This is a genomic window from Streptomyces sp. NPDC001843, from assembly GCF_042891955.1.
Taxonomy (GTDB): domain Bacteria; phylum Actinomycetota; class Actinomycetes; order Streptomycetales; family Streptomycetaceae; genus Streptomyces.
Window position 1 is genome coordinate 406,754 of sequence record NZ_JBIATQ010000001.1, and the last position, 20,700, is coordinate 427,453.

The following is a 20,700-nucleotide window of genomic DNA, read 5'->3' on the forward strand; positions in this document are numbered from 1 at the left end:
ATCCCGGCGCGGTCGTAGGGTTGCCGCCTGGGTACAGAAGCAGGGCCGGTCACAGCCCGCATCGCGGCTCTCACTCTCGATGCTAGCCGCCCGGCGACCACCCGGCATCCTGTGCAACCTTCCGCCCGTCCCAGGCCTCCTATATCGGGGGACCATCCCTCCTGACCCTGCCGGAACGAGAGAGGTTGAACGGGGATGACGGAGCAGGACGACTGGGAGCGGGAATTCGATCACAGGTGGGCGAACTCGGCCGAGCACAAGGAGCCGTCCGCCCGGGCACGGATGCTCGCCGCCCGCTGGAGGGAGAACCCGCCGGACCCGGCGCCCTTCCGCGCCGACCCGGACCCGGTCAGGCCGCGCCGCTCCTCGTGGATATCGACGGTCGTGGTGCTGGGCTGTGTGGCCGCGGTGATCGCTCTGCTCGGTTACGCACAGATGCGGGCCTACCGCTGACGTCCCGGGGGACGCACAGAACCCAACAGGGACCTTTTGCTGCTCCTAGGGCCGTTCGGAACCGCCTCATGGGAATCCGCAGGTGCACACTGGACAGCGGGACGAGTGCCTGACTGCGGGGTGATGCAAGATGCAGAGCCGCTTCCGGAGCGACCGGCGGTTGACCGCCCGCATGGGGGTCACGCTGTTCCTGCTCGGGTTGTTGTACGTGGGGTTCGTCGCCGCGTTGCTGGTGCTGCTGAAGTCCTGGCTGCTGGTCGTGGTGGTCGCCGCCGCGCTGCTCGGGGCGCAGTACTGGTTCTCCGACCGGATCGCGCTGTTCGCGATGCACGGGCGGGTCGTGGAGCGGGAGGAGTATCCCGAGCTGCACGCGGTGGTCGACCGTCTGTGCGCCATCGCGGACATGCCGAAGCCGGTCGTGGCCGTGTCCAACATGGACATGCCGAACGCGTTCGCGACCGGGCGGAACGCCGACAACGCCGTGGTCTGTGTGACCACCGGGCTGCTCAGACGGCTGGAGCCGGCGGAGCTCGAGGGCGTACTCGCGCACGAGCTGTCGCACGTGGCGCACAAGGACGTCGCCGTGATCACGGTGGCCTCGTTCCTCGGGGTGATCGCGGGCCTGATCGTGCGGTTCGCGTTCTATTCGGGGCTGTTCGGAGGCCGCAGGGACCAGAACACCGCCGCCGTGCTCGCCGCCGTCATGGCGGTCTCGGCGGCCGTGTACGCGATCAGTTTCCTGCTCATCCGCGCTCTGTCCCGCTACCGGGAGCTGGCCGCGGACCGGGCCGCGGCCCTGCTGACGGGCCGGCCCTCGGCGCTGGCCTCCGCGCTCACCAAGGTGTCCGGCGACATCGCCCGTATTCCGACGGAGGACCTGCGCACGGCCCAGGCCTTCAACGCCTTCTACTTCACCCCAGCGCTGGGCAGGGAGCCCGGGCTGTCCCGGCTCTTCTCCACCCACCCCAGCCTGGAGCAGCGGCTGGAGCAACTGGCCCGGATCTCCGGTGAACTCGGTGAGGCCGCGCAGCCGGGCAGGGCGGGCTGAGCATGGGATTCCTGGACATCCTCCTCGGCCGTACGAAGCCCGTCGCGCCCGACCTCGACCAGCTTTTCGCGCTGCCCTCGGCGGCCGTGACCCTCGAGGCGGCGGCCGGGTTCACGCCGACCGGGGACGGCGCGGTGTGCTTCGCGACGGTCGAGGGCGCGGCCTTCGAGCAGACGCACCGGGAGGTCCAGGCACTCCTCGACGCGGACACGGACCGCAGCGGGCCACCGGTGGAACTGCGCCAGGACGACTACGGCTACTCCTGGCTGGTGTCCCGGCGCAGCCCCGACCAGCTGCCCCAGCTGGTCAACGACCTGCACGCGGTCAACAGCTCCATGGAGGTCAACGGCTTCGGCCCCCAGCTGCTGTGCTCCCTGGCGGACTTCCAGGACGACTCGGGACGCCGGCTGGCGCTGGTGTACCTGTACAAGAGGGGCACCTTCTACCCGTTCGCCCCGCTGCCCGGCACGGTCCAGCGCCGCGACAACCCGCTGGAGCTGCGGGTGAAGGCGGCCCTCGCGAACGACCTGCGCATCGAGCAGGACCTGAACCGCTGGTTCCCGGTGTGGGGCGCCCCCGGCCTGTGACCGGGGGAGCCCCACACCGGGACGCCCCCGGCCTGTGACCGGGGGAGCCCGCCGGGTCTAACGGGCCTTCTTCTCGCGTTCCTGGCGACGGGCCTCGAAGGGGCGTTCGCGGCGGTAGCGGCGCTCCCACTTGGCCTGTCGGTCGCGGCGTTCGCGGTACGCCTGGTACGACGCGGGCGTGCCCGCCGAGTCCGCTCCGGTGGACGGGGATCCTTCCCGCCCGTACTGCACGTAGAGGAGGAGAAGGGCGGCCGCGGCGAGCCACCAGGTGTGGTTTCCGAATCCCAGGACGACCAGGACGACCGCCCCGGACATGACGATGGTGCCCATCTCGGGCCTCCGTTTCCGTGGGTTCGCATTCAGCGTAAGGAGGCGGTCACCCGGCGTGCATCCCGTTTTCCGTGAGTGAATGAGGGCCATGAGTGATCCCTCCACCCTCAGCCTCCTCGACTCCCTCACCCCTTTCACGTACGCGTACGACGGAGAACGGCTCGCCGGGGTCCACGGCGGCGGGCCCGGGCGGGCCGCGGTCGTCCTGCTGCACGGCGCGGGCAAGGGAAGCGAGGAGCGGTCGCGGCCGCTGCTGACGGAGTTCATCGGCCGGGGCTGCCGCGGACTCGCCTTCGACTTCTCGGGGCACGGCAACAGCACCGGATCACTAGGGGATTTGAGCCTGCGGCGGCGTTTCGAGCAGGCGGTCGCGGTGATCGACGCGCAGGTGCCCGCCGCGGAGCCACTGGTGCTGGTCGGGTTCAGCATGAGCGGCCAGACGGTGGCCGACCTCACCGGACACTACGGGGACCGGGTGGTCGCCCTGGGGCTGTGCGCCCCCGCGTTGTACGCACCGGAGGCGTGGGACGTGCCCTTCGGTGAGGGGGACGGCCGGTTCAGCGACATCATCCGCACGCCGGACGGCTGGCGCCGGTCATCCGCGCTGGAGACGCTCAGGGCCTACGGGGGCCGGGCGGTCCTCGCGGTACCGGGCACGGACGCGGTCATCCCGCCGGAGGTGACGGAGGCCGTCCAGGAGTCCCTGGCCGCGCACGCCCAGTACACCCGCTTCGAACTCCCGCAGGCCGAGCACCAGTTGGGGCTGTGGTTCCGCGACCACGCGGACGCCCGCCGGCACTTCGCGGACGCCCTGCTGGCGGGCCTCACCGACGGTGGCCCGCCCGTTGTGGGTGGGGTCGGCGAGGATGGGTCGCACGGACACACGGACTGCGGGTGGAGGTCGGAATGAGCGGCGGGCGGCCACGGTACATCGGCGGGGCGGAACGGCGGGGGCGGCTGGCTCTGCGGCACCGGCTGGCCGGTACGGAGCGGGCGGGGACCCCCGAGGAGGTCGCCGCCTCACTGGTGGCGCTGCACGGCACGGACCCCGCGACGGTGTATCTGGCGGTGGGCGCGCGGCTGGCCGAGGCGGCGAAGACCGTGCCGGAGACGGAGCGGGCGCTGTACGAGGACCGCACGCTGGTGCGGATGCACGGCATGCGGCACACGGTGTTCGTGTTCCCCACCGGGCTGGCGGCCGTGGTCCACGCCTCGACGGGCCTGGACGTGGCCGCCCGCGCCCGCGCGGCGCTGCTCAAGGACATGGCGAAGGGCGGGGGACCGGACGCCGCCTGGCTGGCGGAGGTCGAGGCGGCGACGCTGGCCGCGCTGGCCGGACGCGGGCAGGCCACGGCGGCGGAACTGGCCCGGGACGAGCCGCGGTTGCGGGAGCAGTTCGTGTACGCGGCGGGCAAGAGCTACGAGGCGATGCATACGGTCTCCGGTCGCCTCCTGCGCGTTCTGGGCGTGGAGGGCAAGGTGGTCCGCGGCCGGCCGCTCGGCTCGTGGACGTCGAGCCAGTTCCGCTGGGCGGTGGCCCCGGCGCACCCCGAACTGGACCCCGCCGAGGCCCGCGTCGACCTGCTGCGCCGCTGGCTCGCCGCGTGCGGTCCGGCCACCGAGGCCGACCTGAAGTGGTGGACGGGCTGGCGGGTGACGGACGTACGGACTGCGCTGCGGGCGGTCGGGGCGGAGGAGGTGTCGCTGGACGACGGCCCGGGGTACGTCGTTCCGGGCGACGCGGACCCCGTCGCCGGTCCTGACTCCCCCTGGGCCGCCCTGCTCCCCGGGCTGGACCCCACGGCGATGGGCTGGCAGCAGCGGGACTGGTACCTCGCGCCCGAGTTGCGGCCACTGCTGTTCGACGGCAGCGGGAACGTGGGGCCCACCGTGTGGTGGGACGGGCGGGTGGTCGGGGGGTGGGCTCAGCGGCCGTCCGGGGAGATCGTCTGGCGGATCCTGGACCCGGCGATCCCGCGCGAGGCGGAGGCCGCGGTGGCGGAGCAGGCGGAACGGCTGGTGGGATGGCTGGGTGACGCGAGGGTGACTCCGCGGTTCCGGACGCCGTTGGAACGGGAGCTGTCGGGTTGAGAGTCGGCGGGCCGGCAGTGCGTCTTCAGCGCCGGCCGGTAGTACTCAGCCCGTCCGGCGATTGAGGACGAGGCCGTTCAGGCCGAAGCGGGGGTCTGGGGGCGGCAGCCCCCAGCAGACGGCCACTGCGGCGCCGGGCACCACACCCGACAGAGGGCATCCGCACCCGGCGCCACCGCTCAGCGCGAGTACCGCATCAGCGCCCGCACCATGTGGCAGGTGGTGGCCGACGGCGGGTGGATGCCGATGCGCTCCGCCGTGCTCCGGATCGTCTCGTCGCGGGCCTGGTTCGGCACGTAGACGCCGGAGTCGAGCAGGGCGATGGCGAGGCGCATGGCCTTGAGGCGGCGGTTGTGGGTGACGTACCACTCCCGGGGACGCCCGGGCGGCAGCGGGCGCTTCGCCACGGGCGAGGGGCTGGAGTGGACGGACTTCGGCTTCAGTGCGGCAGCGGGCACGGGCATCCTCCTGTCGCGGTCGGGGCGCTCCGCCGGGGGTCCGGCGATTCCCTCGAACACTGCTACCAGTCTACCGGCCCCCACTGACATTCAGGGAGCCCGCCGAGACACTCAAATGCCCAGGTGAGCGACGAAATTGGCGCTGTGTCACACCCGCTCCGGAAGGGGGCCGTGGGGCACCAGAAAATTCGAACACATCCCTTGGGTGACCGGCGCCGGACCCGCCTGCCCGGCGTGCCCCGGCAGGCCCGGCTACGGTGAGCCCATGGAAATCTGGATCAACCCCGCCTGCTCCAAGTGCCGCAGCGCCATCAGCCTGCTCGACGCCGAGGGCGCCGAGTACACCGTCCGCCGCTATCTGGAGGACGTACCGAGCCAGGACGAGATCAGGGACGTGCTGGAGCGCCTCGGGCTCGAACCCTGGGACATCACCCGCACCCAGGAGGAGGCGGCCAAGGAGCTCGGGCTGAAGGAGTGGCCGCGGGACGACTCCGCACGCGACCGCTGGATCACCGCGCTCGCCGAGCATCCGAAGCTCATCCAGCGCCCCATCATCACGGCTGACGACGGCACCGCGGTGGTGGGCCGCACGGACGAGGCCGTGCAGGACGCCCTCAGCAGGAAGTAACCCGCCTGTGACTCCCCTGTGACGCAGGACACTTCAGAAGACTCACGCAACCACTGAGTAACCTCGTTCGGTATCTCGTACATAGCGGCGTACGCTCCCCTACCTCTTCAGGAGGCGCGCATGTCGCGTAGGAGAAAGCTCGGTACGAAGAAGAAGATCGCACTGCTGGTCAGTGCCGCGGCGGTGGCGGGAGGCGGGGCCTTCGCCATGGCGTCCACCTCGAACGCCGCACAGAGTCCGCAGCAGGCCAAGACCCTGTCCTCGGCGGCGGACTCGACCGTCTGCCAGGGGCTGGCCACGGCCCTCGGCAACAACCAGAAGTTCATCGACGGCCAGAAGGCCGACCCCGACGCCCAGTCGGAGGCCAGGATCGCCAACCGTCAGGCGGTCATCGACCAGATCAAGGTGCAGCAGAAGGCGTCCGGTTGCGTCGTTGGGGAGTCGGCTCAGGGCTCCCAGGCGACGCAGTCGGCGCAGTCCGCCCAACCGGCGCAGTCCGCCCAGCCCGCCCAGACGGCCGCCGCCGGCGACGCGGGAAACGCCGGCAGTGGCACTGCCGCCGCCTCCGGCCAGCAGGTCTGCAAGGGCTCCACCGTCACGCTCTCCGGCGAGGGCGGTGCCCCGGCGGCCTCCAGCAACCAGTTCCCGGCAGGGACCACGCTGAAGGTCACCAACCTGGACAACAACAAGTCCACGACGGTGAAGGTCACCTCGGTGTCCGGCAGTTGCGTGCTGCTGAACAACGCGGCCTTCGAACAGGTCCGGGAGCCCGGCAAGTTCCTGATCCGCCGTGCCGTCATCGAGAAGGTGGGGTGAGGTTCAGGCCGACAGGAACCGGTTGAGGTGACCGGCCAGGCCGGCGGGCGCGGCCTGCGGCAGCGCATGGTGCGAAACCCCCTCGAGCACCACCGTCTCCGCCTGCGGCAGCACCGCGCCGGCCCGGTCCGCCACCTGGTACGTGTCATGCGTCCTGCTGCTCTCGGCCAGGAGCAGCAGGACCGGCATGTCCAGACCGCGCAGGGCGTCCGGCGCCGGGCGCGGTCGGGTCACCGGCTTCACGGAGGGGAAGCCGGCGGCCGCCTCCTGGAGGCGGAGCCAGTCGGGGTCCAGGACCGCTCCCCCGGTCTCCCACTCCAGGAAGGCCCGCGCCCGGCGAGGTGAGGGCCCGAGCAGCATCGGCAGGGCGTGGAGCAGGTACGCCGCCTTGAACCCGGCGAAGCACTGGGTCGGGTCCAGGAGGAACAGGCGGCGTACCCGGCCGGGGGCGCGCAGCGCGTAGTGCAGCGCGATCCAGGCGCCGTACGAATGCGCGCCGAGGTCCGTCTCCGCCACGCCGAGGCCGTCGAGAAGCGCATCGAGCCAGGCCACCAGGTCGGCGACCGTACGGGGGTGACGGTCGGCGCCCGGCACGCTGCGGCCGGGGAAGCCGATCAGGTCGGCGGCGAGGACGCGGTGGGTGCGGGCCAGGTCGCCCGCCTGGGCGTACCAGGAGGCCGAGGTCGCGCCACCGCCGCCCGGCAGCAGGAGCAGCGGGGGTGCCTCGCTCGGGCCGCAGGCGTTGACGTGTGTCTCGCCGAGCGGGGTGGCCACGGTCACCTCCTCCCGCTCCCCCGGCCATTTCGCCATGACCTTGTCGTACGCAACCCGGAACGCGTCGGTGTCGAAGCCGGCCATACGGACCCCCTAATATCTCGTTGGGCGAGATACTCGCCGAACGAGACGAGATGATAGCCGCACCTCCGGAGGACCCCGCATGCCGACCGCCGAACCGGGCCCCGAGATGGAGATCGTCCACCTGCTGCGTGCGGTGACGGTCGAACTGGGGTTGCACAGCGCGCGGTTCGCCGACCGCAACGCCATGCACCCGACGGACGTACGCGCCCTGATCGCCCTCATGGACGCACGCCGGGCCGGGGACGAGATGACCGCCGGGCGGCTCGGCGCGGGACTGGGACTCAACTCGGCGGGGACCACGGCGCTGCTGGACCGGCTGGAGCGGGCGGGCCATGTACGGCGGCTGCGCGGCGAGCGGGACCGGCGGAAGGTCGTCGTCGAGGTGGACGAGCGTGCCGTCGAGCTGGGCGGGTCGTTCTTCGGGCCGCTGATCGAGCGGTCGGTGGAACTGCTGCGTGGCTACGACGAACGCCAGCTGGCCGCGATCCGGGGCTTCCTCGGCGGGGTGCGTGACGCGGTCACCGGTGAGGAGTGACCCGCGATACCCCGTTCGGCCCTGCTCACCACGTGAGTCCGGACACAGAACCACCAGGTAACACGCGGTTCACAGTCGGGCAATGACCGGGAAACCGCCCGTTGACAGGCTGCCGGGCATCGACGGCGGCGCCCCAGTGCCGTAGCGCCGCAGCACCCGCAAGTGCGCCCAGACACACCCCGAAGGATGTGGCCCGTGAGCTTCAAGGCTGAGTACATCTGGATCGACGGCACCGAGCCGACGGCCAAGCTGCGTTCCAAGACGAAGATCCTCGGGGACTCCGCAAAGGGCCAGGAACTGCCGATCTGGGGCTTCGACGGGTCGTCCACCAACCAGGCCGAGGGCCACGCCTCGGACTGTGTGCTCAAGCCGGTCTTCTCCTGCCCGGACCCGATCCGCGGCGGCGACGACATCCTCGTGCTCTGCGAGGTCCAGAACATCGACTTCACCCCGCACGCCTCCAACACGCGCGCCGCGCTGGCCGAGGTCGCCGAGCGGTTCGCCGCGCAGGAGCCGATCTTCGGCATCGAGCAGGAATACACCTTCTTCGACGGCTCCCGCCCGCTGGGCTTCCCCGAGGGCGGCTTCCCCGCACCGCAGGGCGGCTACTACTGCGGTGTCGGCGCCGACGAGATCTTCGGCCGTGAGATCGTCGAGGCCCACCTGGACAACTGCCTGAAGGCGGGCCTGGGCATCTCCGGCATCAACGCCGAGGTCATGCCGGGCCAGTGGGAGTTCCAGGTCGGTCCGCTCTCCCCGCTCGAGGTCGCCGACCAGCTCTGGGTGGCCCGCTGGCTGCTCTACCGCACCGCCGAGGACTTCGGCGTCTCCGCCACCCTCGACCCCAAGCCGGTCAAGGGCGACTGGAACGGCGCCGGAGCGCACACCAACTTCTCCACCAAGGCGATGCGCGAGGGCTACGACGCGATCATCACCGCGTGCGAGTCGCTGGGCGAGGGCTCCAAGCCGCTCGACCACGTCAAGAACTACGGCGCCGGCATCGACGACCGCCTGACCGGCCTGCACGAGACCGCCCCGTGGAACGAGTACAGCTACGGCGTCTCCAACCGCGGCGCCTCGGTCCGCATCCCGTGGCAGGTCGAGAAGGACGGCAAGGGCTACATCGAGGACCGCCGTCCCAACGCCAACGTCGACCCGTACGTGGTCACCCGCCTGATCGTGGACACCTGCTGCACCGCGCTGGAGAAGGCCGGTCAGGCCTGACCGCGGTCTCTTCCGAGGGGCGCCCGCCGTTATGGCGGGCGCCCTTTCGTGCGTCGGCCGGTCCGAGGAGTGAGAGAGGACTCCTGTCACGGGCCCATGTCTGCTTCAATAAGGACATGGCCAGCTTCCAGAAGTGCACCGCGACGGGTCGCCACGACCTCGAGCCCTTCTGGCCTTCCCGTCAGCACCACGACTTCGACCGGGTGTGTTGCCGCGCGGTGAACGCGCGGGCCCTCTAAAGCCGTACACCCCGGCCTTCGGCCAGCGCGAAACGACGTACGTCCTCCCCGACGGCCTCCTCGCGCGAAAGAGCTGACCTCTCATGGCGACCACTCGTTCCCTCACCACCGCCCCCGCCCCCGCCTCCGCCCCAGCGGCCCACGGTTCCCGGCACCGGCTGCGTGCCGTCGACCGGGACGAGGTGGTCGACGTCGCGGAGTTCCTGCCGCCGGGCGCCACCTGGCTGCCCGCCCCGCAGCACACCCTGCCCACCCTGCCGGGCCAGCCGCCGATGATCGGCTACCTGGTGCTGGTCCCGGCCGACCAGCAGCCGCCGTTCCTGCCCGTCGCGGTGCCCGACCAGCCCGGCACGACGGCCGCGCCGGGCGTCGACCCGCTGGTGCGGATCGACGCCGTACAGCGGACCGCGAGCGTGGACGGGCGCGAACTCGACCTCACCTACCTGGAGTTCGAGCTGCTCGCCCACCTGGTGGCGCACCCGCACCGGGTGCACACCCGCGACCAGCTGGTCACCACGGTCTGGGGCTACGGCCATGTGGGCGACGGCCGTACGGTCGACGTGCACATCGCCCGGTTGCGCCGCAAGCTCGGCGCCGCGCATCGCGGGACCATCCAGACGGTGCGCCGGGTCGGCTACAAGTACACCCCGCCGACCGGTCGTTGACGATCTGCTGACGGCAGAGCGCCGTTCCGTTCCACGGTCCCGGTGGGCAGAGTCACCGGTATGAGACTTCTGGTGCTGGGTGGTTCGGAGTTCGCGGGACGGGCCGTGGTGGAGGCGGCGCTCGGGCGGGGCTGGGACGTCACCGTCCTCAACCGGGGGCGGCACGAGCCCCTCCCCGGGGTGAAGGCGCTGCGCGGCGACCGTACCGCGCCCGACGGGCTCGCCGCCCTGACCGAGGGCGAGTGGGACGTCGTCGTCGACACCTGGTCGCATGCGCCGCGCGCGGTGCGGGACGCGGCGCGGCTGCTGCGGGGCCGCGCCGAGCGGTACGTGTACGTGTCGAGCTGTTCGGTGTACGCGTGGGCCCCGCCCGCCGGGTACACCGAGGACGCGCCCCTGGTCGAGGGCGCCGCGGCCGACGCCGAGCAGACCGAGTACCAGCAGGACAAACTGGGCGGCGAGCTGGCCGCGCTGGACGCCTTCGGCGCGGACCGCTCGCTGTTCGTGCGGGCGGGGCTGATCCTCGGGCCGTACGAGAACATTGGCCGGCTGCCCTGGTGGCTGTCCCGGATCGCGCGGGGCGGGCCCGTGCTGGCGCCCGGCCCGCGGGAGCTGCCCCTGCAGTACGTCGACGTCCGTGACCTCGCCGAGTGGATCCTCGACGCGGCGGAGGCGGGGCTGAGCGGGCCGTACAACCTGATGAGCCCGCAGGGCCACGCCACCATGGGCGAGTTGCTCGACGCGTGCGTGACCGTGACCTGCACGGGTGCCGAGCTGCGCTGGACCGACCCGGACGTGGTGCTCGACGCGGGCATCCAGCCGTGGACCCAGTTGCCCGTGTGGACGCCACCGGGCACCGAGATGCACGACGCCGTGCACGGCGCGGACGTCTCGCGCGCCGTCCGGGCGGGCCTGCGCTGCCGGCCCGTGACCGAGACCGTGGCCGACACCTGGCACTGGCTGCGGTCCATCGGCGGCACCGCACCGCAACGCCCGGACCGTCCGCGGCTGGGCCTCGACCCGGAGGTTGAGGCGAAGGTGCTCGCGGCGACCGGGAGCGTAGGCGACCGGGGGTGTATCTGACACCACCCCCTGACCGGGGGCTTCGCGCCAGTGACCCGTGCTCCTCCGCCGGGCGAGACTTACGGCATGAACACCACCACGAAGAACGCCCCGCTCGCGACGCGCACGCGGGTGGTCTTACTGGCCGGGGTACGGAGCCTGGGCCTCTCCCTGTGGATGCTGCCGGTCGCGGTCCTTTGCTCGACGCTGACCCTCGTGTCCATTTCTCTCGTGCCGATCGGCATAGGCGTCTTCACGACACCCCCGCTCCTGGGGGCGGTACGGAAGTTCGCGGACGTGCGGCGAAGACTGGCGGCCCAGTGGTACGGGATCCGGATCCCGTCGGCCTACCAGCCGATACCCCAGAACGCCACACCCTGGACGCGCACCTCCACACTGCTGCGCGACCCGGCGGTGTGGCGGGACCTTCGATGGCTGCAGGTCGACATGACGGCGGGATACGTCACGGCGCTGCTGCCGGCGTTGCTCCTCCTCTACCCGCTGGAGGGGTTCGCGGTGGCCGCCGGGCTGTGGCGGCCACTCTCCAGGTTCGGCGGGTACTGGTACGGCTTCGTGCACGTCACCGGCCAGGGCTCCGCCCTCGCCGCGGGCGCCCTGGCCGCCGCGCTCCTCCTCCTCACTCCTTTTGCCCCGCGGCTGCTCACCGCGCACTTCCGGCTCACCCGCGCCGTGCTCGGCGCGAGCCAGGCCGAACTGGCCGAGCGAGTACGGGTGTTGACGGAGACCCGGCGGGACGCCGTCGACACCTCCGCCGCCGAACTGCGCCGGATCGAGCGGGACCTGCACGACGGGGCACAGGCCCGGCTGGTCGCCATGGGCATGGATCTGGGCACCGTCGAGATGCTCCTCGACAAGGACCCGGCGAAGGCCAGGCAGCTCCTCGCGCAGGCCCGCCAGTCCTCCGCCGACGCCCTCACCGAGCTGCGCGACCTGGTCCGCGGCATCCACCCGCCGGTGCTGGCCGAGCGCGGACTCGGCGACGCGGTACGGGCGTTGGCGCTGCGGCTGCCGCTGGCCACCGAAGTGAGCGTGGAGTTGCCCGGCCGGGCGGACGCTCCGGTCGAGTCGGCCGCGTACTTCGCGGTGAGCGAGCTGCTCACCAACGCGGTCAAGCACTCCGGCGCCGACCGGATCTGGGTCGACGTCCACCATGCGGAGGGCATGCTGCGGATCACGGTGACCGACAACGGCAAGGGCGGGGCGATGGCCGGGGCCGGTTCCGGGCTCTCGGGGATCGAGCGACGGCTGGGTACATTCGACGGTGTCCTGGCCGTCAGCTCTCCCGCGGGCGGCCCCACCATGGTCACCATGGAGATTCCGTGCGCGTTGTCCTAGCCGAAGACCTGTTCCTCCTGCGCGACGGGTTGGTCCGGCTGCTGGAGGCCTACGACTTCGAGATCGTGGCCGCCGTGGAGTCCGGGCCCGAACTGACCCGTGCTTTAGCCGAGTTGAAGCCGGACGTCGCCGTGGTCGACGTCCGGCTGCCGCCCACCCACACCGACGAGGGCCTGCAGTGCGCGCTGCGGGCCCGCCAGGACCGGCCGGGGCTGCCCGTGCTGGTCCTCTCGCAGCACGTGGAGCAGCTCTACGCCCGGGAACTCCTGGCCGACGGCAGCGGCGGGGTGGGCTATCTGCTCAAGGACCGGGTATTCGACGCGGAGCAGTTCGTGGACGCCGTACGGCGGGTGGCGGCGGGCGGTACGGCGATGGACCCTCAGGTGATCCAGCAGCTGCTGTCCCGGCGGGCGGCCGGCGACGAGCCGATGGGCCGGCTGACGCCCCGGGAGCGGGAGGTGCTGGAGCTGATGGCGCAGGGCCGGTCCAACACGGCGATCGCCGCGCAGCTCGTCGTGACGGAACGGGCGATCGCCAAACACACCGCCAACATCTTCACCAAACTCGGACTTGAGGTGTCGGACGATGACAACCGGCGCGTCCTGGCGGTGCTGGCGTATCTGGACCGGGACCGCTGACCGGTCGCAACTGTCTGCAACTTGCGCTGGTCAGAGGGGGGTTGGGGGAGCCGGTGCAGAGATTCTCTGATGAATTTGTGAGACGGCTGAACACCTCTGGGGCGGCACCCGTATGGAATGGCGCCGCTTCACTCCTGTCGGGCGCCTCGATGCTGCCCCGCAAGGAAGTCAGAGGAGTTCCATGGGACGCAACACACGCAAACGCCGTACGCCGCTGGCCACCAAGGCCATCGCCGCCTCGGCAGCCCTAGCGCTCGGCGGGGGCGGGCTGATCTGGGCGAATTTCTACGCTTCGGCGCATGAGTCGAACGACTCGGCGCAGAACCAGGTCAAGTCGGCCGCCGCCCAGCAGGTCGCAACGATCGCCTGCCCGGACGTGGGCCAGAAGCTGACGAATGTACCGGCCAACGCCCAGAAGGGCGTGGCAGTGGAGCTGGCGAACCTCGACAAGCAGGTCACCGAGGCCTACGCCAGGCTCGCCTCCACGCGCCAGGCTCAGGCCGGCGACTCGAGCTTCGTCCAGAACGCGATCGTCGGGCCCCTGAAGGAGAAGCGGGCCGCGACGATCGACCGGATCAGGCTCGACGTCCAGCGCGTCGGCGGCAAGTTCGACACGTCGCTGGCCCAGCTCGCCGCCTGCACGACGATGACCGCCAACCAGACCACTGCGGGTGGCCAGCAGAACGGCAGCCAGCAGCAGGGCGGCCAGCAGCAGAACGGCGGCCAGCAGCAGGGTGGTCAGCAGCAGGGCGGCCAGCAGCAGAACGGCGGCCAGCAGCAGGGCGGCCAGCAGCAGAACCAGAACGGTGGCCAGGCCGGCAACGGCCCGACCGCGGCCGACTTCGTGGACATCACGAAGGCCGCGGCGAACGTCCAGGGCAAGCCGCAGGCCGGTGGCAACGCCTCCAAGGGCACCTTCACCACCAAGTGCGGTGTGAACGCCAACAAGAACCACAACACCGACAACGTCATCGTGGCGCCCGGCGTGGCCAACGGCGCGCACCACCTGCACGACTACGTCGGCAACCAGAAGGTCAACGCCTTCTCCAGCAACCAGACGTTCCTGCAGGGCGGCACCAGCTGCCAGAACAAGAACGACCTGTCCTCGTACTACTGGCCGGTCGTCCGTATCCAGGACGGCACGCAGGACTTCGACCAGAACAAGGACGGCGGTGGCAAGGAAGGCAACGTCGGCAAGATCCTGACCCCCGTCCAGGCGGAGATCAAGTACGTCGGCAACCCGCAGAGCAAGGTCGTCGCGATGCCGCAGTTCCTGCGCATCATCACCGGTGACGCCAAGACCACGACCAACGGTCTGGGCAACGCCAACGCGCACTGGAGCTGCACCGGCTTCGAGAACAAGGTCCAGCTGACGACGCAGTACCCGATCTGCCCGAAGGGCAGCCAGGTGGTCCGCACCTTCGCCTTCCAGAGCTGCTGGGACGGCAAGAACATCGACAGCGCCAACCACCGCACGCACGTGGCGTTCGCCGACCCGGCGAGCGGCCGTTGCGGCAACGGCTTCAAGGCGATCCCGCAGCTGACGATGCGCCTGGTCTACAACATCAACCCGCCGACCGTGCAGAACGGCGTCGTGAAGAACGCCTACGCGGTGGACGGCTTCCCGGACCAGCTGCACAAGGCGGCCACCGACCACGACGACTTCATCAGCGTCACGACCGGCGGCCTGGCGAACAAGATCGCCAACTGCATCAACAGCGGTCAGCAGTGCCAGTGACCCACTGAGGTGGGCCGATGAAGAAGGCCGGTGGCGGGTCCCTCCCGCCACCGGCCTTCGCCGTGTGCGCACCTGCGGTCAGCTGTCGTGGGATCCGTGGGCCTTGTGGTTCGTGCCGATCTCCACGTCACCGCCGAGCTTCTTGCGCAGCGCCTTGACCACCCCGTCGTCGCCGACGGCGACCCACTTGCGGCCCACGAGGTAGTAACCGCCGTAGTCCTTGGCGTCGTTGATCCACTCGCGCTGGCCGCGGTCGGTGGCGAAGGTGGCGAGGATGAACCGGCCGGCGGTGTTCTTGCAGATGGCCTGGCGGAGCTCGTCGGCGTCCGTCTGGATGTTCGGCGAGCACTTCACCTCGGCGGCCAGGCTCTCCAGACTGCCGGTGGCCGTGGTCGGCACCGCGTCCTTGGCCTTGGTGTCGCCGGAGCCGCAGCCCGCGAGCACCAGCACGGCGGCGGCGCCCGTCAGGGCGAGCATCGGTCGGGTGAGCCTCATCTGTTTCCTCCGGTCCCGTCGGGCGAGAAGCATGCCGCAGAGAGCCCCGGCGAGGGGCCCCGCCCTTCGATACGGGCCCCGTGCCCGGTGTACTCAAATCCGGTGTGGCCGCTGGCACACCTGTGCGAAGGTGTGCGGGTGAACCAAGACTGGGAAGACCGCGTGACCGCCGCCTGGGCGACCTTCGACGACTATCCGGAGGAGCGAGCGGCCGAGTTCCGCGCTGTGATCGACAAGCTCGTCGCGGAGCTGCCCGAGGGCAGCCCGCTCGGCCCGTTCGAGCAGGCCTGCGCCTGGGACTCCACCGGCCACTCGGACAAGGCGGCACCGCTGTACCGGGAGGCGCTCGCCCTGGGCCTCAGCGAGGTCAGCGGCTACAAGGGCCGCCGGGCCAAGATCCAGCTGTCCAGCTCCCTGCGGAACATCGGCCGGGCGGAGGAGGGCGTCGAGCTGCTCACGCCCGAACTGGACGCGCCCTCGGACGAGCTGGACGACGCGGTACGGGCCTGCCTCGCCCTGTGCCTGTCCAGCCTCGGCCGGGACCGCGAGGGCCTGTCCCTCGTCCTCGGCGCCCTGGCCCCACATCTGCCCCGCTATCAGCGGTCGATGGCCAATTACGCGCGGGCCCTGGGCGAGACCGGGGACTGAACCACCCGATCCGGGGGGCACGATCACCCGGATGGCGGGTGACCATCGCCTACCTCGCTCGTTTTCCGGACGTGCAGTCACAGGATGTAGCCCAGGAACACGCACCCGCCTCCTCCCTGGCCGCCGGCCGGGTCGTCGACGTCGAGCAGGCCGAGGCCGCCCTCGTCGAGCACTACCCCCGGCTCGTCCGGCTCGCCTACCTGGTGCTGCCGCCCGGCCCCGGCCGGGGCAGGCGTGTCCTGACCGCGCATGCGCTGACCCAGCGCGCCCTGCCCCGCGGCCGGAAGTCGTCCTCCGTGATCCCGGCCCAGTCGACCGGCCGTGACGGCGACCCGGGGTACGCCTTCGTCCGCCTCCAGGTGGTGCGTACGGCCCTGGAGGCGGGCTCGCCGCAGTGGCGCAGGGTGTGGCCCACCCGTGCCCAGCTCCCGCCACTGTTGCCCCAGGTGTGGGGCCTGCGCCTCTTCCCGCGCTCCGGCGGCGCCGACGAACTCGCCCTGGACCAGCAGTTGGCCACCCTGTCCGGGCCGGCCCGCGCCGCGTACGTGCTGCGCGGCCTGGAGAAGCTCCCGGACGCCGACGTACACGCGCTGCTGACCGCGGCCGGCGTCCCCGACCCGGACGCGGCGCTGCGCGAGGCCGACGACATCCCGGCCCGGCACGCGCTGCTCACCTCCCCCGAGTTCGACCCCTGCTCGCTGCAGGCCCGGCCCACCGACCTGATGCGGCGCAGACAGCAGAGCAAGGCGGCGCTCGCCGCCGCGGCCGCGCTCGCGGTGTGCGGCGCGCTGGTCCTGCTGCCGGGCGGCGGCTGGGGTCCCGACGGCGCCGCCGCCCCCGCGTACGCGCGCAACCCGGCGGCCGAGGCCGCCCTGGACCCGGGACGGCTGGTCCGGGTCTCCCCCGCCGCCTGGCGGACCGCCGCCCGCACCGACTTCTCGGTGTGGCCGGCGCGCGGCTCCCTCACCAAGGACACCGCGCTGCTGCGCCGCGCCCTCGCCGTCTGGGCCCGCCCCGGTGGCACGGTCCAGCTCTCGGCGACCCCCGGCACCCAGACCGGCGGCCCGGCCGGCCCGCCGCAACTGCTGTACGCGGGCGAGGTCGACGGCGCCCGCGTGGTGCTGCTGTACGACGGTCTGCGCATCGCCCGCTACGCCGAGCCGAAGGACGGCACGGCGGGCGCCGCGCTCGACTTCGCCCGCGTCGACGGGGCCCGCAAGGCCGAGGCCGGCGCGCTCGTGCTGAGCCGGTCGGACGAGAACGTCCGTTACCTGACCGCGCCCTGGGTTCAGAAGGCGGCCGAGCGGGATCTGATGAAGCCCGGCGCCGGGGCCATGGACCTCAACGTGGCCGACGGGGTCACCTCACCGCTGGCCAGCCCGGCCCTGCGGTCGGGTGCGTGCACCTCCTGGAACGTGCTGCAGCTGACCGACGCCTCCGGCACCCACCTGGTCACCGACCTCGGCGAGCTGGTACCGGCCCGGCTCACCTCCGGGCGGCCCGGCAAGTCCGGTGAGGCGTCCGGGGCGCAGGCGCTGCGCACCTGGGCGCCGTTCGCCTGTTCGCTGGCCGCCCAGCGCTCCGCCGGGGTACGCAGTGTCAACGCCTGGTCCTTCGCCGACCAGCCGCTGCCCGACGCGAGCGGCACGGGCACCTGGGTGTGCACCCGGGCCGAGACCTGGCGCGGCGACGGCACGCTGGTCCTGGCGCAGTTCCAGACACCGCGCGCGCGGTACGGGGCGGTCGCGGCCAAGGGCACGGACGTGACGGCGTGCGGTCCGCGTGATCCGCATGTGCTCGCCGGGGTGCTGTGGAAGTCCGGCGCGGGGGCCTGGTACCTGCTGACCGCGGGCAGTTGGGACACCGCGTCGATCCGGGCGACCGGCGGGGTCACCGCCACCACCGAGGGCAACCTGCTCGCCGTACCGGCGAAGCGTGGAGCGCGGGTGGAGTTGAAGGGCACCCTGAGGGACGGCACCACGGTCAACGGCCTGCACTGACGCGTTGCCCTCGTCGCTCGACAGGCGAACAACAACGGCCGATTTCGATCGGTAAGGTGTTCGCATGACTACCGGGGTTCGCCGCAGAATGGGCGTCGAGGAGCGGCGGCAACAGCTGATCGGCGTCGCCCTCGAACTGTTCAGCCGGCGCTCGCCGGACGATGTCTCCATCGACGAGATAGCGTCGGCGGCGGGCATCTCGCGCCCACTGGTCTACCACTACTTCCCCGGCAAACTCAGCCTGTACGAAGCGGCGTTGAAGCGTGCCGCGGAAGACCTGGCGGGCCGGTTCGCGGAGCCGCGCGAGGGTCCGCTGGGGGCTCGGCTGCTGCGTGTGATGCGCCGCTACTTCGATTTCGTCGACGCGCACGGGCCCGGTTTCTCGGCGCTGATGCGCGGCGGCCCGGCTGCCGGCTCCTCGGCCACCAACGCGCTCGTCGACTCCGTACGGCAGGCCGCGTATGACCAGATTCTTATCCACCTGGGCGTCACCGAGCCGCCCGCGCGGCTGGAACTGGTCATCCGCTCCTGGATCTCGCTCGCCGAGTCGACGGCCCTGATCTGGCTGGACGGCCGGCGCATCCCGCGCGCCGAGCTGGAGGTCCAGCTCGTGCACGACTTCGCCGCACTGGCCGCCGTGAGCGCCGCCTACGACGAGGAGATGTCGGCCGTCCTGCGCGGCATGCTGAAGGAGGAGCCGGCGGACGGCCCCTTCAGTGACCTGGTGACCCGGCTGATCGCTCTCGGTACCTGAACCGTCAGCGCTCGAACTTCCGGTAGGAGGCGTCGAGTTCGCGCACCTCAGCGGAGGCGTGCAGGACGAAACCGTCGTCCGCCACGTGCTCGCGCAGCAGTTCGAGGACGGTCTCGGTCAGTTTCGCCTTGGTCTCTTCGGTACGGCCGGCCAGCAGGCCGATCGTGACGTGGACGATGGCGTGCTGCTCGTCCTCGGGGTCCTCGTAGCCGAACGCCGTGAACGCGCTGGGACGGAACTGCGACTTGCAGGCCTCCGGCTTGGCGGCCGCGATCTCGACCGTCGCGGTGTGCAGGGCGTGGGCGAAACCGGCGCGGTCGAAGGCCGGGGCCATCACGGCGGAGTAGTCGACGGTGATCTGCGGCATGGGTGCGCACTCCTGTTCTATGACAACGAGGTCACCCTAATCGGCCCGCTTCGCCAGGCGTAGGGCCAGCATCGCGATGTCGTCCTCGCGGTCGTGGCCGAAGCAGTCCAGCAGGGTGTCGCACAGGGCGCCCACCCCGGCGGGGGCACCGGCGGCGGCCTTGCGGAGGTGGGCCAGGGAGACCGCGAGATCCGTGCCGCGGGTCTCGATCAGACCGTCGGTGACCATCAGCAGCCGGTCGGCGGGCCGCAGCAGCAGTTCGGTGGCCGGCGGCCGCTCCAGCCCGAGGCCGAGCAGCGGCCCGGCCGCCCGCACGTACTCGGCGCGGTTCCCGTCCCGGACGACGAGCGGCGGGATGTGGCCCGCGTTGGCCACCCGTACGCGCCCGCTGTCCGGGTCGACCAGCACCAGGCACACGGTGGCCGTGACGTCCGGGTGGTGGTGCTGGAGCATCCGGTCGAGCCGTGCGGCCAGCAGGCGCGGGTCGCTGTCCTCGACGCAGTAGGCGCGCAGCGCGTGCCGGATCTCCACCATGACGGTGGCCGCCTCCAGCGAGTGCCCGGCGACGTCCCCGACCGCGGTGAGCACCCCGGCGTCGGTGCGCAGCGCGGCGTAGAAGTCCCCGCCGATCTCGGTCTGCCGGGAAGCGGGCACATAGCGGACGACGATCTCGAGGCCGGGCAGCCGCAGTTTCTCCGGCGGGGGCAGGAAGCTGCGCTGCAGGGTGAGGGCGACATGGCGCTCCACCTGGTACATCAGCAGCGGCTCGGCGGCCAGCGCGGCATTCTGCGCGAGCCGGGCGAGCAGTGCCTCGTCCGCCGGGTCGGTGCCGGGCGCGCGGGACACCGGGGTGGCGAGGCAGACCGGCGTGCGGTTCGAACGGGTCTGCGCCACCACGAGCCGGGCGTCGTCCTCGGTGCCGGGCCGGAAGAACCCGGCCGGCCACAGCGGCGCGGGCACGACGGTGGAGTGCGTCCCGGTCCGCCCCTCGGCGAGCCGGGTCACCAGCCGGGCCACGGCCGTGTGCGCGGTCGCGTCGGGCAGGGCCAGGACGCTGCGGTCGCGGGACGTCCCCCGGTACAGCTCACCGTCGGGGCCGACCACGAAGGCCACCGACGGAGTGCGGGTCAGCCGGGCCGCGCCCTCGGCCGCCGCCTCGGCCAGTTCCCGCGCGCAGCGCGCCGCCTGCACGGCGACGGTGGCCTCGGACAGCAGTGTCATCCGGCGCACCAGCGACTCGGCGCCGGTGTGCCGGCGGGCCCCGCGCACCGCGGCCCGGACGACGGCCTGGATCTCCTCCGGTTCGGCCGGCATCGTCAGATAGGCGTCCCCGCCCGCGTTCAGCCCCCGGCAGCGGTCGCCGGGTGCCAGCGCGGCGGCGGAGAAGTGGACCACGGGCAGCGCGGCCATGGGCGGCTGCGCCTTGACCCGGCGGCACAGCTCGTAGCCGGTCATGTCGGGCAGCCCGACGTCGACCAGGGCCACGTCGGGCAGGGCGCCCTCGCGCAGCCGTACGTCGAGTTCCACCAGAGCCTCGCCCGCGCTGGCCACCGGTACGACCCGGTGACCGGCCCGGCGCAGCACCGCGCCCATGGCGTACCGGCTGGCCGCCACGTCGTCGACGACCAGCACCGTGGTGCCGGTGTACCTGCCGCTGCCGTCCATCTCTCCCGGGCCCTAGGTGGGGGGACCCCGCCGAACGCGGTCCGC

The 20,700-nt window shown here is 71.9% G+C and carries 23 protein-coding genes; 17 read left to right on the forward strand and 6 right to left on the reverse strand.

What is annotated here, in order from left to right; all coding sequences use genetic code 11:
* The first annotated feature begins 195 nt into the window (after positions 1 to 195).
* The 3 genes from ACFYZQ_RS01910 to ACFYZQ_RS01920 all read left to right on the forward strand — a co-directional run bounded on the left by ACFYZQ_RS01910 (position 196) and on the right by ACFYZQ_RS01920 (position 2,088).
* The gene (locus tag ACFYZQ_RS01910; protein ID WP_389140569.1) at positions 196 to 453 is read left to right on the forward strand and encodes a hypothetical protein; all 258 of its coding nucleotides are present in this window, start codon (positions 196 to 198) and stop codon (positions 451 to 453) included.
* A gap of 130 nt (positions 454 to 583) precedes the next feature.
* A complete protein-coding gene (gene htpX / locus ACFYZQ_RS01915) occupies positions 584 to 1,501 on the forward strand; it encodes a zinc metalloprotease HtpX (RefSeq protein WP_389140571.1) in 918 nt (305 codons plus the stop codon).
* A gap of 2 nt (positions 1,502 to 1,503) precedes the next feature.
* Positions 1,504 to 2,088: a hypothetical protein gene (locus tag ACFYZQ_RS01920; RefSeq protein ID WP_389140573.1), complete on the forward strand. Its 585-nt coding sequence runs from the start codon at positions 1,504 to 1,506 to the stop codon at positions 2,086 to 2,088.
* 57 nt (positions 2,089 to 2,145) lie between these two features.
* Here ACFYZQ_RS01920 and ACFYZQ_RS01925 read toward each other — a convergent pair whose 3' ends face one another.
* The gene (locus ACFYZQ_RS01925; protein WP_389140575.1) at positions 2,146 to 2,418 is read right to left on the reverse strand and encodes a hypothetical protein; all 273 of its coding nucleotides are present in this window, start codon (positions 2,416 to 2,418) and stop codon (positions 2,146 to 2,148) included.
* Between the two features lie 88 nt (positions 2,419 to 2,506).
* Between ACFYZQ_RS01925 and ACFYZQ_RS01930 the strand changes: the two genes are divergently transcribed.
* Both ACFYZQ_RS01930 and ACFYZQ_RS01935 read left to right on the forward strand, forming a co-directional pair.
* The gene (locus tag ACFYZQ_RS01930; protein WP_389140577.1) at positions 2,507 to 3,328 is read left to right on the forward strand and encodes an alpha/beta hydrolase; all 822 of its coding nucleotides are present in this window, start codon (positions 2,507 to 2,509) and stop codon (positions 3,326 to 3,328) included.
* Positions 3,325 to 4,509 carry a winged helix DNA-binding domain-containing protein gene (locus tag ACFYZQ_RS01935; protein WP_389140579.1) on the forward strand — a complete coding sequence of 395 codons (1,185 nt, stop codon included), beginning with the start codon at positions 3,325 to 3,327 and terminating at the stop codon, positions 4,507 to 4,509. The genes ACFYZQ_RS01930 and ACFYZQ_RS01935 overlap by 4 nt, the downstream gene beginning before the upstream one ends.
* A gap of 179 nt (positions 4,510 to 4,688) precedes the next feature.
* On the opposite strand, the gene ACFYZQ_RS01940 is transcribed toward ACFYZQ_RS01935, so the two are convergent.
* Positions 4,689 to 4,967 carry a hypothetical protein gene (locus tag ACFYZQ_RS01940; RefSeq protein WP_389140581.1) on the reverse strand — a complete coding sequence of 93 codons (279 nt, stop codon included), beginning with the start codon at positions 4,965 to 4,967 and terminating at the stop codon, positions 4,689 to 4,691.
* Between the two features lie 265 nt (positions 4,968 to 5,232).
* Between ACFYZQ_RS01940 and ACFYZQ_RS01945 the strand changes: the two genes are divergently transcribed.
* Together ACFYZQ_RS01945 and ACFYZQ_RS01950 are read left to right on the forward strand one after the other, a co-directional pair.
* Positions 5,233 to 5,595 carry an arsenate reductase family protein gene (locus ACFYZQ_RS01945; protein WP_389140583.1) on the forward strand — a complete coding sequence of 121 codons (363 nt, stop codon included), beginning with the start codon at positions 5,233 to 5,235 and terminating at the stop codon, positions 5,593 to 5,595.
* 120 nt (positions 5,596 to 5,715) lie between these two features.
* Positions 5,716 to 6,411, forward strand: coding sequence for a hypothetical protein (locus ACFYZQ_RS01950; RefSeq protein ID WP_389140585.1), 696 nt, complete (start codon positions 5,716 to 5,718; stop codon positions 6,409 to 6,411).
* 3 nt (positions 6,412 to 6,414) lie between these two features.
* Here the strand turns inward: ACFYZQ_RS01950 and ACFYZQ_RS01955 are convergent, their stop codons facing one another.
* Positions 6,415 to 7,269 carry an alpha/beta fold hydrolase gene (locus tag ACFYZQ_RS01955; RefSeq protein WP_389140587.1) on the reverse strand — a complete coding sequence of 285 codons (855 nt, stop codon included), beginning with the start codon at positions 7,267 to 7,269 and terminating at the stop codon, positions 6,415 to 6,417.
* A 79-nt stretch (positions 7,270 to 7,348) separates the two neighbouring features.
* Between ACFYZQ_RS01955 and ACFYZQ_RS01960 the strand changes: the two genes are divergently transcribed.
* The 7 genes from ACFYZQ_RS01960 (at position 7,349) to ACFYZQ_RS01990 (ending at position 14,726) form a co-directional block, all read left to right on the forward strand.
* Positions 7,349 to 7,804 (forward strand): MarR family winged helix-turn-helix transcriptional regulator, encoded by a 456-nt coding sequence (locus tag ACFYZQ_RS01960; RefSeq protein ID WP_389140589.1) that lies wholly within the window; start codon positions 7,349 to 7,351, stop codon positions 7,802 to 7,804.
* A 195-nt stretch (positions 7,805 to 7,999) separates the two neighbouring features.
* Positions 8,000 to 9,028: a glutamine synthetase gene (glnII, locus tag ACFYZQ_RS01965; RefSeq protein ID WP_389140591.1), complete on the forward strand. Its 1,029-nt coding sequence runs from the start codon at positions 8,000 to 8,002 to the stop codon at positions 9,026 to 9,028.
* Between the two features lie 322 nt (positions 9,029 to 9,350).
* A complete protein-coding gene (locus ACFYZQ_RS01970; protein WP_389140593.1) occupies positions 9,351 to 9,932 on the forward strand; it encodes a winged helix-turn-helix domain-containing protein in 582 nt (193 codons plus the stop codon).
* Positions 9,933 to 9,992: 60 nt separating this feature from the next.
* Positions 9,993 to 11,015 carry an SDR family oxidoreductase gene (locus tag ACFYZQ_RS01975; RefSeq protein ID WP_389140595.1) on the forward strand — a complete coding sequence of 341 codons (1,023 nt, stop codon included), beginning with the start codon at positions 9,993 to 9,995 and terminating at the stop codon, positions 11,013 to 11,015.
* 66 nt (positions 11,016 to 11,081) lie between these two features.
* Complete coding sequence (locus tag ACFYZQ_RS01980; protein WP_389140597.1) at positions 11,082 to 12,350, forward strand: sensor histidine kinase; 1,269 nt, start codon at positions 11,082 to 11,084, stop codon at positions 12,348 to 12,350.
* The gene (locus ACFYZQ_RS01985) at positions 12,335 to 12,988 is read left to right on the forward strand and encodes a LuxR C-terminal-related transcriptional regulator (protein ID WP_389140599.1); all 654 of its coding nucleotides are present in this window, start codon (positions 12,335 to 12,337) and stop codon (positions 12,986 to 12,988) included. The genes ACFYZQ_RS01980 and ACFYZQ_RS01985 overlap by 16 nt, the downstream gene beginning before the upstream one ends.
* Before the next feature lie 181 nt (positions 12,989 to 13,169).
* Positions 13,170 to 14,726: a DUF1996 domain-containing protein gene (locus tag ACFYZQ_RS01990; RefSeq protein WP_389140601.1), complete on the forward strand. Its 1,557-nt coding sequence runs from the start codon at positions 13,170 to 13,172 to the stop codon at positions 14,724 to 14,726.
* Positions 14,727 to 14,804: 78 nt separating this feature from the next.
* Here the strand turns inward: ACFYZQ_RS01990 and ACFYZQ_RS01995 are convergent, their stop codons facing one another.
* On the reverse strand, positions 14,805 to 15,221 hold the full coding sequence (locus ACFYZQ_RS01995) for a hypothetical protein (RefSeq protein WP_389140603.1): 417 nt from the start codon (positions 15,219 to 15,221) through the stop codon (positions 14,805 to 14,807).
* Between the two features lie 138 nt (positions 15,222 to 15,359).
* On the opposite strand from ACFYZQ_RS01995, the gene ACFYZQ_RS02000 reads away from it, so the two are divergent.
* The 3 genes from ACFYZQ_RS02000 (at position 15,360) to ACFYZQ_RS02010 (ending at position 18,623) form a co-directional block, all read left to right on the forward strand.
* Complete coding sequence (locus ACFYZQ_RS02000; RefSeq protein ID WP_389140605.1) at positions 15,360 to 15,869, forward strand: tetratricopeptide repeat protein; 510 nt, start codon at positions 15,360 to 15,362, stop codon at positions 15,867 to 15,869.
* 71 nt (positions 15,870 to 15,940) lie between these two features.
* The gene (locus ACFYZQ_RS02005; protein WP_389141848.1) at positions 15,941 to 17,869 is read left to right on the forward strand and encodes a hypothetical protein; all 1,929 of its coding nucleotides are present in this window, start codon (positions 15,941 to 15,943) and stop codon (positions 17,867 to 17,869) included.
* A gap of 64 nt (positions 17,870 to 17,933) precedes the next feature.
* The gene (locus tag ACFYZQ_RS02010; protein ID WP_389140607.1) at positions 17,934 to 18,623 is read left to right on the forward strand and encodes a TetR/AcrR family transcriptional regulator; all 690 of its coding nucleotides are present in this window, start codon (positions 17,934 to 17,936) and stop codon (positions 18,621 to 18,623) included.
* A 4-nt stretch (positions 18,624 to 18,627) separates the two neighbouring features.
* On the opposite strand, the gene ACFYZQ_RS02015 is transcribed toward ACFYZQ_RS02010, so the two are convergent.
* Positions 18,628 to 18,990: a 5-carboxymethyl-2-hydroxymuconate Delta-isomerase gene (locus tag ACFYZQ_RS02015; RefSeq protein WP_388788217.1), complete on the reverse strand. Its 363-nt coding sequence runs from the start codon at positions 18,988 to 18,990 to the stop codon at positions 18,628 to 18,630.
* Positions 18,991 to 19,026: 36 nt separating this feature from the next.
* The gene (locus ACFYZQ_RS02020) at positions 19,027 to 20,655 is read right to left on the reverse strand and encodes a SpoIIE family protein phosphatase (RefSeq protein ID WP_389140609.1); all 1,629 of its coding nucleotides are present in this window, start codon (positions 20,653 to 20,655) and stop codon (positions 19,027 to 19,029) included.
* Positions 20,656 to 20,700 lie beyond the last annotated feature (45 nt).

Excerpts from the sequence above, each read along its gene's own strand:
- ACFYZQ_RS01910 (WP_389140569.1), top strand. The coding sequence starts at position 196 with ATGACGGAGCAGGACGACTGGGAGCGGGAATTCGATCACAGGTGGGCG.
- htpX (WP_389140571.1), top strand. The coding sequence starts at position 584 with ATGCAGAGCCGCTTCCGGAGCGACCGGCGGTTGACCGCCCGCATGGGG.
- ACFYZQ_RS01920 (WP_389140573.1), top strand. The coding sequence starts at position 1,504 with ATGGGATTCCTGGACATCCTCCTCGGCCGTACGAAGCCCGTCGCGCCC.
- ACFYZQ_RS01925 (WP_389140575.1), bottom strand. The coding sequence starts at position 2,418 with ATGGGCACCATCGTCATGTCCGGGGCGGTCGTCCTGGTCGTCCTGGGA.
- ACFYZQ_RS01930 (WP_389140577.1), top strand. The coding sequence starts at position 2,507 with ATGAGTGATCCCTCCACCCTCAGCCTCCTCGACTCCCTCACCCCTTTC.
- ACFYZQ_RS01935 (WP_389140579.1), top strand. The coding sequence starts at position 3,325 with ATGAGCGGCGGGCGGCCACGGTACATCGGCGGGGCGGAACGGCGGGGG.
- ACFYZQ_RS01945 (WP_389140583.1), top strand. The coding sequence starts at position 5,233 with ATGGAAATCTGGATCAACCCCGCCTGCTCCAAGTGCCGCAGCGCCATC.
- ACFYZQ_RS01950 (WP_389140585.1), top strand. The coding sequence starts at position 5,716 with ATGTCGCGTAGGAGAAAGCTCGGTACGAAGAAGAAGATCGCACTGCTG.
- ACFYZQ_RS01955 (WP_389140587.1), bottom strand. The coding sequence starts at position 7,269 with ATGGCCGGCTTCGACACCGACGCGTTCCGGGTTGCGTACGACAAGGTC.
- ACFYZQ_RS01960 (WP_389140589.1), top strand. The coding sequence starts at position 7,349 with ATGCCGACCGCCGAACCGGGCCCCGAGATGGAGATCGTCCACCTGCTG.
- ACFYZQ_RS01970 (WP_389140593.1), top strand. The coding sequence starts at position 9,351 with ATGGCGACCACTCGTTCCCTCACCACCGCCCCCGCCCCCGCCTCCGCC.
- ACFYZQ_RS01975 (WP_389140595.1), top strand. The coding sequence starts at position 9,993 with ATGAGACTTCTGGTGCTGGGTGGTTCGGAGTTCGCGGGACGGGCCGTG.
- ACFYZQ_RS01980 (WP_389140597.1), top strand. The coding sequence starts at position 11,082 with ATGAACACCACCACGAAGAACGCCCCGCTCGCGACGCGCACGCGGGTG.
- ACFYZQ_RS01990 (WP_389140601.1), top strand. The coding sequence starts at position 13,170 with ATGGGACGCAACACACGCAAACGCCGTACGCCGCTGGCCACCAAGGCC.
- ACFYZQ_RS01995 (WP_389140603.1), bottom strand. The coding sequence starts at position 15,221 with ATGAGGCTCACCCGACCGATGCTCGCCCTGACGGGCGCCGCCGCCGTG.
- ACFYZQ_RS02010 (WP_389140607.1), top strand. The coding sequence starts at position 17,934 with ATGACTACCGGGGTTCGCCGCAGAATGGGCGTCGAGGAGCGGCGGCAA.
- ACFYZQ_RS02015 (WP_388788217.1), bottom strand. The coding sequence starts at position 18,990 with ATGCCGCAGATCACCGTCGACTACTCCGCCGTGATGGCCCCGGCCTTC.
- ACFYZQ_RS02020 (WP_389140609.1), bottom strand. The coding sequence starts at position 20,655 with ATGGACGGCAGCGGCAGGTACACCGGCACCACGGTGCTGGTCGTCGAC.